12 protein-coding genes and 1 pseudogene are annotated in these 11,590 nt (G+C 71.4%); 9 read left to right on the plus strand and 4 right to left on the minus strand.

What is annotated here, in order from left to right:
- Positions 1 to 20: 20 nt before the first annotated feature.
- Entirely contained in the window at positions 21 to 305 is a 285-nt protein-coding gene (gene ppnP, locus ABT263_RS27880) for a pyrimidine/purine nucleoside phosphorylase (RefSeq protein ID WP_352294412.1), read from the minus strand.
- 401 nt (positions 306 to 706) lie between these two features.
- Positions 707 to 1,006, minus strand: a complete 300-nt coding sequence (locus ABT263_RS27885) for a transglycosylase SLT domain-containing protein (RefSeq protein ID WP_352294414.1) — start codon at positions 1,004 to 1,006, stop codon at positions 707 to 709.
- Positions 1,007 to 1,463: 457 nt separating this feature from the next.
- Between ABT263_RS27885 and ABT263_RS27890 the strand changes: the two genes are divergently transcribed.
- From ABT263_RS27890 to ABT263_RS27915, 6 genes are all read left to right on the plus strand, one after another.
- On the plus strand, positions 1,464 to 1,604 hold the full coding sequence (locus ABT263_RS27890) for a hypothetical protein (protein WP_352294416.1): 141 nt from the start codon (positions 1,464 to 1,466) through the stop codon (positions 1,602 to 1,604).
- Between the two features lie 217 nt (positions 1,605 to 1,821).
- Positions 1,822 to 2,253 carry a hypothetical protein gene (locus ABT263_RS27895; RefSeq protein ID WP_352294418.1) on the plus strand — a complete coding sequence of 144 codons (432 nt, stop codon included), beginning with the start codon at positions 1,822 to 1,824 and terminating at the stop codon, positions 2,251 to 2,253.
- 40 nt (positions 2,254 to 2,293) lie between these two features.
- Positions 2,294 to 2,809 carry a hypothetical protein gene (locus ABT263_RS27900; RefSeq protein ID WP_352294420.1) on the plus strand — a complete coding sequence of 172 codons (516 nt, stop codon included), beginning with the start codon at positions 2,294 to 2,296 and terminating at the stop codon, positions 2,807 to 2,809.
- On the plus strand, positions 2,799 to 4,733 hold the full coding sequence (locus ABT263_RS27905; protein WP_352294422.1) for an AfsR/SARP family transcriptional regulator: 1,935 nt from the start codon (positions 2,799 to 2,801) through the stop codon (positions 4,731 to 4,733). The genes ABT263_RS27900 and ABT263_RS27905 overlap by 11 nt, the downstream gene beginning before the upstream one ends.
- 81 nt (positions 4,734 to 4,814) lie before the next feature.
- Positions 4,815 to 6,140: a hypothetical protein gene (locus ABT263_RS27910; protein WP_352294424.1), complete on the plus strand. Its 1,326-nt coding sequence runs from the start codon at positions 4,815 to 4,817 to the stop codon at positions 6,138 to 6,140.
- A gap of 107 nt (positions 6,141 to 6,247) precedes the next feature.
- The gene (locus ABT263_RS27915; protein ID WP_352294426.1) at positions 6,248 to 7,381 is read left to right on the plus strand and encodes a transglycosylase family protein; all 1,134 of its coding nucleotides are present in this window, start codon (positions 6,248 to 6,250) and stop codon (positions 7,379 to 7,381) included.
- Between the two features lie 572 nt (positions 7,382 to 7,953).
- On the opposite strand, the pseudogene ABT263_RS27920 reads toward ABT263_RS27915, so the two are convergent.
- Positions 7,954 to 8,061, minus strand: a pseudogene (locus ABT263_RS27920) (HNH endonuclease); the annotation flags it as partial.
- A gap of 434 nt (positions 8,062 to 8,495) precedes the next feature.
- Between ABT263_RS27920 and ABT263_RS27925 the strand changes: the two are divergent.
- The 3 genes from ABT263_RS27925 to ABT263_RS27935 all read left to right on the plus strand — a co-directional run bounded on the left by ABT263_RS27925 (position 8,496) and on the right by ABT263_RS27935 (position 10,571).
- Positions 8,496 to 8,708: a DUF6199 family natural product biosynthesis protein gene (locus tag ABT263_RS27925; RefSeq protein ID WP_329485076.1), complete on the plus strand. Its 213-nt coding sequence runs from the start codon at positions 8,496 to 8,498 to the stop codon at positions 8,706 to 8,708.
- Complete coding sequence (locus ABT263_RS27930) at positions 8,705 to 8,917, plus strand: hypothetical protein (protein ID WP_352294428.1); 213 nt, start codon at positions 8,705 to 8,707, stop codon at positions 8,915 to 8,917. Before ABT263_RS27925 ends, ABT263_RS27930 begins: the two co-directional genes overlap by 4 nt.
- Before the next feature lie 460 nt (positions 8,918 to 9,377).
- Positions 9,378 to 10,571: a mechanosensitive ion channel family protein gene (locus ABT263_RS27935; RefSeq protein WP_352294430.1), complete on the plus strand. Its 1,194-nt coding sequence runs from the start codon at positions 9,378 to 9,380 to the stop codon at positions 10,569 to 10,571.
- A gap of 209 nt (positions 10,572 to 10,780) precedes the next feature.
- Here the strand turns inward: ABT263_RS27935 and ABT263_RS27940 are convergent, their stop codons facing one another.
- The gene (locus ABT263_RS27940) at positions 10,781 to 11,476 is read right to left on the minus strand and encodes a FadR/GntR family transcriptional regulator (protein ID WP_329485073.1); all 696 of its coding nucleotides are present in this window, start codon (positions 11,474 to 11,476) and stop codon (positions 10,781 to 10,783) included.
- Positions 11,477 to 11,590: the final 114 nt, after the last annotated feature.

The following is an 11,590-nucleotide window of genomic DNA, read 5'->3' on the forward strand; positions in this document are numbered from 1 at the left end:
GGCGGGCCGCGCGGCCGGAATCAGTCGCGGTACTCGCAGAGGTAGGCGGTCTCGACGTCGGCCTTGACCTGGAACGCGCTGTCGGCCGGTACGTCGAACCGCTCGCCGGCCTCGAACGTCTCCCACTGCTCGGAGCCGGGCAGCCGGACGGTCAGGGCGCCGGAGACCACGTGCATGATCTCGCGCTTCGCGGTGCCGAACCCGTACGCGCCGGGCGCCATGACGCCGACGGTCGCCGGCCCGTCCGCCGTGGTGAAGGCGATCGACGTCACCGTGCCGTCGAAGTACTCGTTGACCTTGAACATGGGCGTCCTCTGGGGGATGAGCAGGGGGGACCGGCCCGCCCGTAGCGGGCCGGTCCGCGGGTGGGGGGAAGGGTAGCGGTGGGGAGTTCGTCGTTGGGGACCGGTCCGAATGACGGTCTGCCGGTCGGGGCCGAGCCGGTTCGGCCGGGCGGGGCCCGCGGTGGTCACGCGGGGGCGGGGCGTCACTGCCAGACGCGGTAGACCGCGTCCCGTGCCTGGCCGAGGTACTGGTGGTAGGTGCCCAGGTGCCCAGGTGCCAGGCCGCCCACGAGGCCCAGCCCCGGCCGGTGCCGCCGTTGTCGATCTTGAAGGCCTTTCGTGCCGACCGGCCCATGTCCTGCCAGCTCTCGGCGGTGACGATCCCGGCGTCGTGGCCGTGGACCTCGGGGTACCAGTGCTCATCAATCTGCCGGGCACCGAGCTCCTTGGGGCCCGGGTCGGGGTCGGTGGGGGAGGTCGGTGTGGACGGCCAGCCGGTCGCAGCCGGACTCGGCCATGGCGATCGCCACCGCGTAGATCGCGTCGTCGTCGCGGCCCTCGCCGGACTTGTCCTTCGCGAAGCCCGCCCACTGGGCCTCGCGGGCGCAGGCGTCGATGCCGCTCTGGTCACCGGCGGCGTCGGCGGTGAAGGTGGTCGAGGTGAGGCTGAGGGCCAGGACGGCGACCGAACCGGTCAGCAGAGCGCGGGTCCCGCGCAGCACGGGGGTTCTCCCTTTCGGTGCCGGCCCGGAATCGGGCCGGCACAGGGAAGGACGCTGGGCAGCGCGCGTAGACAGGCCGTCAACAAGTGATGGACGGCCGGGTCGTCCAGGGCGATGCCACCGGCCGCGAGCCCGGCGATCCACCCCTCCGGCACGCTGGCGACCGGCACGGCGACCACAGGGCCGACGGGTTGGCGACCGGCGGCCGCGCTGCTCCCTCGCGGCCGCTGGGCGAGCGGGCCGGGAGCCTCATCGATGACAAGCCGCTCAGGGTGAACGGAACGATCACCTCCGCGATCCCCCGAAAGCGCGGCAGGGACTACCAGGTCACCTACCGGGTGGGCGATCGCGACTACTCGACGGCAACCCTCGGCCTCGAGCGCGTCGCACATCCGGCCGTCGGGGTGAGCGCCCCGCTGGAGGTGGCCGCCGGCGACCCGGCGACAGCGCGCGTGGTGTGGGCGACCCCTACCCGGACGAGGACCTGCCCGCCACCTGCCTGCTCGCCCCACTCGCCGCCGCGGCCGCCCTGCTGATCCTGTTCCGGTGCGCTCTCCTCGGCGCCCGGCGCGGCAGGAAGCCGGCCACACCCGCCTGAGCTCGTTGTTCAACCCCACTGGTCAGTCGACCTGCTGATCTGCGGTTCTTCCCGGGACAGCGAAGGTGGCCGTTCTCCACGCTTCGAGATGTCGAGTCACGAAGAAGCCGGAGAACGGCCGCTGCCCATGCGGCGGACTCCGCGTACGGAAGGAGCCCCGACGGCTCGGGGTCTCAAATCGATTGCCTCGGTACCCGGCACGGTGTGATATCTGGGTATGAGCAGAATGGCGCAGGTCATCGTGTTGGCGCGGTACGAGGACGAGGTGATGGAGCCGCTGACGCGGCCGGACGAGGCCCGCACCTGGCACGGCTGCTTCGTGCGGATTCCCTGGTTTGTTGGGGGTTGGCACATCGAGTTCGAGCGGTGGAACCGGCGCCGCGGGGTACTCAAGGACCTGGAGTCCCTGCCGTGGAACGAGCCCGCCTGCGTGCAGGTCATGCTCCACGACGAGGACGACGACCTGTTCGGTCTGTGGATGTTCCGCGACGGGGTCCTCGTCGAGGTGGGCATCCCCGGCACCCAGCGGGTGCACATTGCTGCCCCGCCGTGGGAAGTGGACCCCGGCTTCCTGGTCCAGACCGGCCTGGGCAGGGGCGAGGACCGGCACTCACCAGAGCACGTACAAGACCCGCGGTCGTGCTGGTGACCCGGTCCCGACCGGGGCCGGGCAGTCGCTGAAGTCGCCATTGCTGATCCTGCCCGGGGCTGGACGGGTTTCATCTGCCTCCGAACATGATCGACCGGACAGGCCCTGGCTAGAAGAACACGGCCCATGGCTCGACGGCGAAGGTGAAATCCCCATCACCCACGGCACGTTGGTCCGCCTCCCGGTCGAGCACCGGCCTGGCGAACGCGAAGCGAAGCCGCTGTGGCTGTGCTCCTCGGCCACCGGCATCGACACCGCACACGTGGACCGGAGACGGCGCACCTTCCTGCGCGGATTCGACTTTGAGCCCGCGTTTCGCCTGCTCAAGGGCGCCCTCCGCTGGATCGCGCCGCACTTCCGCGCACCGGACACCGCCGACCTGTGGACCTGGCTGGTCGTCGTCGCCCACACCCAGTCTCGCCTGGCCCGCCCGCTGGCCGCAGACCTGCGCCGCCCCTGGCGTGAGTGCAGCCAGGGTGGTGATCCTCACACGAGAACGCGTTGCCGCTCCGGCGGCCGCCGGGATACCAAGGAGGTTGGTATCATTGACCCGTGACGGAGAGGCAGCCACCGCCTTGCGCTTTGCGATCCTCGGCCCTCTGGAACTCCGTCAGGAAACCACCGCTACCGCCTTCCAGGGCGCGCGAACCGGGGCGCTGCTCGCCGCTCTGCTGGTCGAGCCCAACCGGCCCCTCTCGGTGCACCGTCTCGCCTCCGCCGTCTGGGACGGTGCCGCGCCCGCCTCGGCGGCCTCGTCCCTGGCCAACCACGTCGCCCGGCTGCGACGCCTGCTCGGCCCGGACGGGCGGACCCGGCTGCGCACCGTACCGCCTGGCTACGAGCTCACCGTCGGCCCGGGCGAACTCGACGCCGCCGAGTTCTCGGGCGAACTCCGGCAGGCCCGTGCGGCCCGGCTCAAGGGGGACTGGCAGCAGGTGGCCGACCGCACAGGGGCCGCGCTCGGTCTGTGGCGCGGTACCCCGCTGAGCAACCTGGGCCCGCTCGGCCCGGACCTGCGGGCCGAGGTTCACCGCCTCGGCGAGGCCCGACTGGAGGCCCTGGAGTGGTACCACGAGGCCGAGTTGGAACTCGGTCGCCACCAGGGCCTGGTCTCCGGGCTCACTCGGCTGGCCCACGAGCACCCGCTCCGCGAGACCTTCCACGGCCAGCTGATGCGGGCCCTGCACCGGAGCGGCCTGCGCGCCGAGGCCCTGGCGGCCTACCAGGGACTGCGCTCCGCCCTGGTGGACCAGCTCGGGATCGACCCCGGACCCGCCCTCCAGCGGATCCATCAGGAGGTCCTCCAGACCGGCGGCACCGTACCCCGCCCGCGGCGGTCCGCCGCGGCGGAGGCACCCGCCGAATCACGCCACAGCCGGACACGGCCCTCCCAAATTCCACCGTGCCCCTCGCACTTCACCGGACGCGAATCCGAGGTCGCGGGCCTGTGCGCCGCCCTCACCACACCTGCCGAGCAGGGGAGGGTCGCTGTGGTGAGCGGCATGGCCGGCGCCGGCAAGACGGCCCTCGCGCTGCGCACCGCCCAGCTCCTGCAGGAGCAATTCCCCGACGGACAGTTGTACGTCAACCTGCTCGGCTCCACGACCGGCCGGTGGCCGCTCCACCCTGCGCAGGCGCTCGCCGCCCTGCTGCACGACCTCGGCCACCCGCCGGGGCGGATCCCGGAGGACGTCGACGCCGCGGCCGCACTGCTGCGCAGCACGCTCGTAGAGCGCCGCGCCCTGCTCGTCCTGGACAGCGCGGCCTGCGCGGCCCAGGTCCGCCCCCTGCTGCCCTCCGGCCCCGGGTGCGCCGTCCTCGTCACGAGCCGGCTCTCACTGACGGCGCTGGACAGCGCGGCCAAGCTCCGGCTGGGACCGCTTCCGTTGCCGGACGCCCTCGACCTCGTCGGCCGTGCGTCCGGCCGTGCGCACGGCGAGCTGGACTCGCCCGCAGCAGCACGGCTGGTGGAACTCTGCACGCGGCTCCCGCTCGCCCTGCGGATCGCGGCGGCCCGGCTGGCGGCCCGCCGCGCCCTGGGTATCACCGCGCTGGTCGAGGAGCTCACCCTGCTCGACCAGCGCCTGGACGGGCTGGAGCACGACGACCTCAGTGTGCGGCAGTCGCTGCGCGTCACCTATGACTGGCTCTGCGAAAACGGCCGTCCGCTGGACAACGCCGCCGCCGCCGCCCTGTTGCGGATGGGCTCGGTCGACCTGCCGGCCTACACCGCACCGGCGGTCGCCCGTCTGCTGGACACCGACGACAACCACGCCGACCGGGTGCTCAACCGGCTCGCCGAGGTGGCCCTGGCGGAGGAATGTGGCCGCGGCCGCTACACGACGCACGAACTGGTCCGGGCCTTCGCCCGCGAGCTCGCCCGGGAGCGCGCGGCAGTCGCGGGCGCCGGTTCGAGCACCGTCCTGGCCGTGCCCGGCGCCCTGGCGGCCACTGTACCGGCGGGCGTGATCGCGCGGTGATCGGGCGGTGATCGGGCTCTCGGAGGATCACGGTGTGCGCCCCCAGAGGCGCTTCCCGATTCTCCGAGGAGCCGACACTCCATGCTCAAGCTCATCTTCGCCCGTCCGTTCTCCCGCTCCACCGTCGGGGGAGTCGCGTCGATCGTGATCGGCGCGTCCCTGCTCGCCGCCACCCCGGCGGCCGCCGATACGGTCGTCTCCTACGGTGAGCCGGTCACCTCAACCGGCTCCATCGGCCGCTGGGCGGCGCCGGGCGGCCCGGTGACCCGGCAGCAGGCGATCGCCCGGGCTCAGGACTGGGCCGACCAGCGGGTGCCGTACAGTCCGAACGGCCTCACCCCGCCCTACGGCTGGTGGGCCGACGAGGCCACCGGCGGCCGCTACCGTGAGGACTGCTCGGGGCTCATCTCGATGGCCTGGCAGCTCACCAGCAGCCTGACCACGAGCAGCCTGCCGAACGTGTCCACCAAGGTCACCGACAAGTCCACCCTCCTGCCGGGCGACGCCCTCAACGACGATGGCGACGGACACGCGGTGCTGTTCGCGGGTTGGATCGACAAGTCCGCAGGGACGTTCAAGTACTACGCCGAGCACCGGCGGGGCGTGCCCACCTCGCTGGAGCAGGCCAACGTCTACAGCGGCTCCATCGACGGCCACCCGGCGGGAAACTACGTGGGGCTGCGGTACAAGAAGATCACCGGCTCCGGCGGCACCGGCACCATGCGGGTGGATACGGTGGCCGGCGGCAGCGTTTACGACAATCAGCGGAACTCGGACGGTTCCTGGGACGGCGTGGCACTGCTGGACGGCAACGGCGGTATCACCCAGGTCGCCACCGCGGCGCTCACCGACGGTACGTTCCATGTCCAGACCCTGGCCGGCGGCAAGGTCTTCGACAATCAGCGCAACCGCGACGGCTCGTGGACGGGCGCGAACCTGGTGGACGGCAGCGGCGGCATCTCGGCCGTCTCCTCGGTCGGGCTGACCGACGGGACGCTGCACGTCCAGACCATCGCTGACGGCAAGGTCTTCGACAACCAGCGCAACCGCGACGGCTCGTGGACGGGCGCGAACCTGGTGGACGGCAGCGGCAGCATCTCGGCCGTCTCCTCCGCGCGCCTCAGCGACGGGACCCTGCACGTCCAGACCGTCGCTGACGGCAAGGTCTTCGACAACCAGCGCAACCCCGACGGTTCCTGGACCGGCGCCAACCTCCTCGACGGCAACGGCCACATCGCCGCCGTCTCCGCCGCCGGCCTCGCCGACGGGACCCTGCACGTCCAGACCCTCGTCAGCGGCAACGTGTACGACAACCAGCGCAACACCGACGGCACTTGGACCGGCGCCAACACCCTCGACCAGAACGGCGCCATCACCGCCGTCTCCGCCGCCGGCCTCGGATCGTGACCGGCATGAACCCGGATGGGAGCCGAACCCGGTCAGCGTCCCGCCGCATCCGTACGCGTCACACGCTCGTCGGCCTCGCCGCGATATCCGGCGCCCTCCTCCAGACCGTGGTAGCGGAGCCTGGGTGGGCGGCATCGGTCAGCACCTGGACGAAGGTCGCCGCCTGCGAGAGCGGCAACAACTGGACCATCGTCCACATGACGTCCAGCGGGACCACCTACTACGGCGGCCTCCAGTTCTCCGCGAGTACATGGAACGCCTACGGCGGCCGACAGTACGCGCCCTACGCCAACCAGGCCACGGTGCGGCAGCAGATCACCGTCGCCGAGCGGGTGCTTGCCGGCCAGGGCCCGGGGGCCTGGCCGAACTGCGGTCGCTCGAACGGTCTCGGTATCGACCGCACCGACCCCTACCCGCTGCGGGTGGACACGGTGGCCGGCGGCAGCGTCTACGACAATCAGCGGCGGACCACCGGCACCTGGGACGGCGTGGCACTGCTGGACGGCAACGGCGGTATCACCCAGGTCGCCACCGCGGCGCTCACCGACGGTACGTTCCATGTCCAGACCCTGGCCGGCGGCAAGGTCTTCGACAATCAGCGCAACCGCGACGGCTCGTGGACGGGCGCGAACCTGGTGGACGGCAGCGGCGGCATCTCGGCCGTCTCCTCGGTCGGGCTGACCGACGGGACGTTGCACGTCCAGACCGTCGCTGACGGCAAGGTCTTCGACAACCAGCGCAACCGCGACGGCTCGTGGACGGGCGCGAACCTGGTGGACGGCAGCGACGGCATCTCGGCCGTCTCCTCCGTCGGGCTGACCGGCGGGACGCTGCACGTCCAGACCATCGCTGACGGCAAGGTCTTCGACAACCAGCGCAACCGCGACGGCACTTGGACCGGCGCCAACCTCCTCGACCAGAACGGGCACATCGCTGCCGTCTCCGCCGCCGGCCTCGCCGACGGGACCCTGCACGTCCAGACCCTCGTCAGCGGCAACGTGTACGACAACCAGCGCAACACCGACGGCACTTGGACCGGCGCCAACCTCCTCGACCAGAACGGGCACATCGCCGCCGTCTCCGCCGCCGGCCTCGCCGACGGGACCCTCCACGTCCAGACCCTCGTCAGCGGCAACGTGTACGACAACCAGCGCAACACCGACGGCTCCTGGACCGGCGCCAGCCTGCTGGACGGCAATGGCGGCATCTCCGCGCTCTCCGCCGCAGCGGTCACCAGCTGATCCACTTCCTCGGCCGGTCAGTACCCCGGGTGCTGAGCAGGCTACCCGTGCGTCCGAGGGCCAACAGGCGGCCTGCGTGGCCTCGCGGCTCCGATGTATCGCGAACCGGAGTGGATGGCCGCGTCCGTACGTCGTCGCACCGGCACTCGCGTGGCCGTGAGGAAAGCTGCTCCGCGGCAACTCACGCGAACCGCCCGGGACGAGAGGGGTCAGTCATCCGCGGACGACTGACCCCTTTCCACGAAGTCCGGCGGGGCAGAGACCATGGGCGAGCGAACGGGAACATGGTCCGAGCGTTCCTGCCACTCACTGTGCCCGGGCGGGGGCTGCGGGGCACCTGGCTGGTGCTGACCCGGGCCGTCTCGGCGGTCCTTGGCACCGGAAGGTAGGCCTGGGAGACGGTCAATCAAGAGGAGCCGGGGCCGTCCTGTGCGGTTGGCGTCGGCCTGGTGAGGACGCTTAACCGACGGTCGATACGCCGCTCAGACGGCCGGTCAAGTTCTCGCCCGCAAACGGTTCGCCCAGGTCCAGGGGATGTGGACGGCCGTCCCCCCGTAGAGCGGCGGCCGAAACTTGTCGCCCTTGCTGCGGTTGGAGGCGGCGGAGACGGCGATCAGCTGGGAGTGGGTAAGGTCGGTGGCGTAGGCGCGGGGCTTGGCGGTGGTCGAGGTGTCGGCTCCGATTGGCGGGGAGCGTCATTTCGGGCGTGCGATATTCCTTCGCTGAAGCCTCGGCGGAACCGTGTATCGGCCAGGCTCCACGTCGCCGGCCACCGGGTCGGTCACGGGGGCAGGGAGGACGACGTGACCACGGAGCGGGACGAGCCGGCCGGCGGAGGCGGTCGACCGGGGACGCGGTTGCCCTGGTCGGCCGTCTGGTAGGGGACCGAGGGAGGAGCCAGCCGGTGGTGCCGTCCGAGGTCGGTGCGGGGCGGGGGTCAGTGTGAGCCCGGAGCCGATGTCGCCGCCGAGGTCGCCCACCGCGATGCCGGACAGCCGGGTGGTGGCGCACCGCGGGTTGCAGACCCTGGTTCAGGCGAGGCTGTGAGGGCAGCCGCTGGATGAGCGGGTGTCAGGTGAGAGGAACGCCCGCGGTGGCCAGACGAGGAGGACGGATGTTCATCATGGTGGCGTGCGCGGTGTTCGCGATGGGGCTTCTTCAGGTACTGCGGCCACAGCTCCTGTGGGGGATGAACCGGCGGCTCCAGCGGGGGTGGGTGAAGGACCCTGATGCCGGTGAGCCCACGCGCAGGGGTTACCTGATGCAGCGTGTGGTCGGGATCGCGTTCCTCGCCATTGCCGTATGGATGCTGGTCTCCCACCTGTGACGACGAAGCGCAACACCGTGGAGCGTGCGATCAACAGCTTGCCGCGGGCCCGCCGCGACCTGGTCGGCGCGGGCGTGGAGGAACTGCTGCGGGTGAACCTCTCCATCGGTGGCGCCCCTTCCCCGGCTCGGACTCTCGGACGTGCGGCAAGGGAGGTCGACGTCAAACGGGAGGAGTTGGTCCTGGTGCTTGCCGAGGACGCGAACTGACCACAGCAGCCTCCTGCTCGCCGCGCCTGCGGGGATGGCCCCGCGGCGGCGGCCGCACACCGGCACGCACGCCCCGGGTCTCAGCACCGCCGCGGAGCGGCGGGCGGGTCGTCCCCGGCGGGCCGAGCGCTCGAGCTGGCGCCGGCGTAGCGACCTTCCGCCGACCGTTTCCCATGGCGCGGGGGAGCCCCCGGGCCCGACCGGCGCTCGGTTCTGGTGATCGTCGGCCGTTCGTCGGCCGTTCGTCGGGCGGGCAGGGCGCGGTCGACCGGCTGCACGGCGGGCTGCTCGTAGCTGCGGCCTGCCCATGGGGCAGGATGGCAGTCCGTTCGGAATGCGTACATCCGCTCCGACGTGGCTATGAACAGAACGATCTGACAGGCAACAGGGTGACGACACAACACATACAGCGGCCGGCGACGGCCCGTTCCCTCCCTCCCCACGCAGGGGAAGCGGCGCGGTGACCCGGGACCTGGTCCTGCACGACTGGGTGGTGGCCGGCATCACGCTGGCCTCCGGCTGCACGGCCGGTCTCCTGCTGCGGGCCCTGATGAAATGGCTGGGCAAACACGCGACCAGGACCAAATGGAGCGGTGACGACGTCATCGTCGACGCGCTGCGCACCATCGTTCCCTGGGCAGCCGTGCTCGCCGGGGTCGCGGTGGCCGCTTCGGCGCTTCCGCTCACCGCGCGGACTGGGGGACTGGTCGATCAGTCGCTGATGGCCGTGTTCATCGTCATCGCGACGCTCAGCGCGGCCCGGGTGGTGGCCGGGCTGGTGCAGTCCGTGGCCGCCTCTCGAACGGGTGTCGCGGCATCCGCGTCCATCTTCGTCAACATCACCCGGATCGTGGTGCTGTCGATGGGCGTCCTCGTGGCCCTGGAGACCCTCGGGGTGTCCATCGCCCCGCTGGTCACCGCCCTCGGCGTGGGCGGTCTCGCGGTCGCGCTGGCGTTGCAGGACACCCTCGCCAACCTCTTCGCGGGTGTGCACATCCTCGCTTCCAAGACGGTCCAGCCGGGTGACTACATCCGGCTCACCAGCGGGGAGGAGGGGTACGTCGTCGACATCAACTGGCGCAACAGCGTGGTGCGCAACCTGTCGAACAACCTGGTGATCATCCCCAACGGCCGCCTGGCGCGGACGAACATGACGAACTACTCGCAGCCCGAGCAGAAGCTGTCGATCCTGGTCCAGGTCGGGGTCGGATACGACAGCGACCTGGAGCACGTGGAGAGAGTCACCCTCGACGTCGTCGACAGTGTGATGGCTGACATCAGCGGCGGCGTGCCCGACCACGAGGCCGCCGTCCGCTTCCACACCTTCGCGGACTCAAGGATCAACTTCACGGTGATCCTGGGTGTCGGCGAGTTCAGCGACCAGTACCGGATCAAGCACGAGTTCATCAAGCGCCTCCACCAGCGGTACCGGACGGAAGGCATCTCGATCCCCGCGCCTACGCGGACGGTCTCGCTCCAGCAGGACGGGACGGGCGCCCCGTCCTACCTCCCCCCGGTGCCGCACCAGCGGGACCCGTCACGTGGCGACGGCGGCCTCCTCCGGCTTGAGGGGGTGCAGGAGGACGTGGACTCGCTCGTCGCCGATCCGGTGGTGCGGCGCCCGGTGCTCGGCCGTGAGGTGCTCGACCAGTAGGTCCTCCACCCCGGAGTCTGCGGCGAGGACCGTACGGGCCGGCAGCCGCGCAAGGGCGATCCGTTCACCACCGGGGAACGACGCCAGGCACTCGCCGGCAGCCGTGACAGGCCCGTGGTGGACGGCTCTGTTCGCAGGACGGACACGCCTGTCGCACGGGCCCGCGTGGGGTGGCCGGCGGATCGGCGGCCGGGCGGATCGGCGGCCCGTCAGCCGAGTGCGGACCCGGGGGCGCCGAGGATGTTGCGTAGCCACTGCTCGACGCCGGCCACGTGGATCGTGGCCCAGGCGTGCGCGACGTCGGGGCGACGGCCGGCGATGGCGTCGAAGATGGCGCGGTGCTGCTCGCGGGTCCGGGCGACGGCGCCCTCCTCGGTGAGGCCGCGCCAGGTCCGGGCCCGCGCGGTCGGGCCGGACAGCCCGTCGATGAGCGAGCAGAGCACGGAGTTGCCCGAGCCTGCCGCGATCCGGCGGTGGAACTCGACGTCGTTGTCGATCAGCTCCTCCAGCGCCGAGTCGTCGCGCAGGCCTTCCAGCACCTCGCCCAGGGCGGTGATGTCCTGCTCGGACATCACTCGGGCGGCCATGGCCGCGGCGGCGGGCTCCAGGATGCGGCGGACCTCCAGGAAGTCCAGCACCGTGTCGTCCTGGTGGAAGTCGAGGACGAAGCCGAGCGCGTCCAGCAGCAGGTGCGGCTCAAGGCTGGTCACGTATGTGCCGTCGCCCTGGCGCACGTCCAGCACCCTGATCAGCGAGAGCGCCTTGACCGCCTCGCGTAGGGAGTTGCGTGACAGGCCGAGCCGCTCGGCGAGGTCGGCCTCCTTGGGCAGCCGCGCGCCCGGCCGCAGCTCACCGCTGACGATCATGGCCTTGATCTTCTCGATCGCCTCGTCGGTGACGGGCACGGTGTTGCCTCCCTGGTCCTGATCGTCACAGCATAGTCACCCCGCCCCTCCCGGCCCGGGGTCCGTCGGCCGCGGCAGGGTGGCACCTGCGGCCGGTGTCACGGGCGGCCGGTG

It is taken from the genome of Kitasatospora sp. NPDC001603 (assembly GCF_040298365.1).
GTDB lineage: Bacteria > Actinomycetota > Actinomycetes > Streptomycetales > Streptomycetaceae > Kitasatospora.

What these genes read in the sequence shown, in the direction of transcription:
- ppnP (WP_352294412.1), bottom strand. Translation starts at nt 305, where the DNA reads ATGTTCAAGGTCAACGAGTACTTCGACGGCACGGTGACGTCGATCGCC.
- ABT263_RS27925 (WP_329485076.1), top strand. Translation starts at nt 8,496, where the DNA reads ATGTTCATCATGGTGGCGTGCGCGGTGTTCGCGATGGGGCTTCTTCAG.
- ABT263_RS27895 (WP_352294418.1), top strand. Translation starts at nt 1,822, where the DNA reads ATGAGCAGAATGGCGCAGGTCATCGTGTTGGCGCGGTACGAGGACGAG.
- ABT263_RS27910 (WP_352294424.1), top strand. Translation starts at nt 4,815, where the DNA reads ATGCTCAAGCTCATCTTCGCCCGTCCGTTCTCCCGCTCCACCGTCGGG.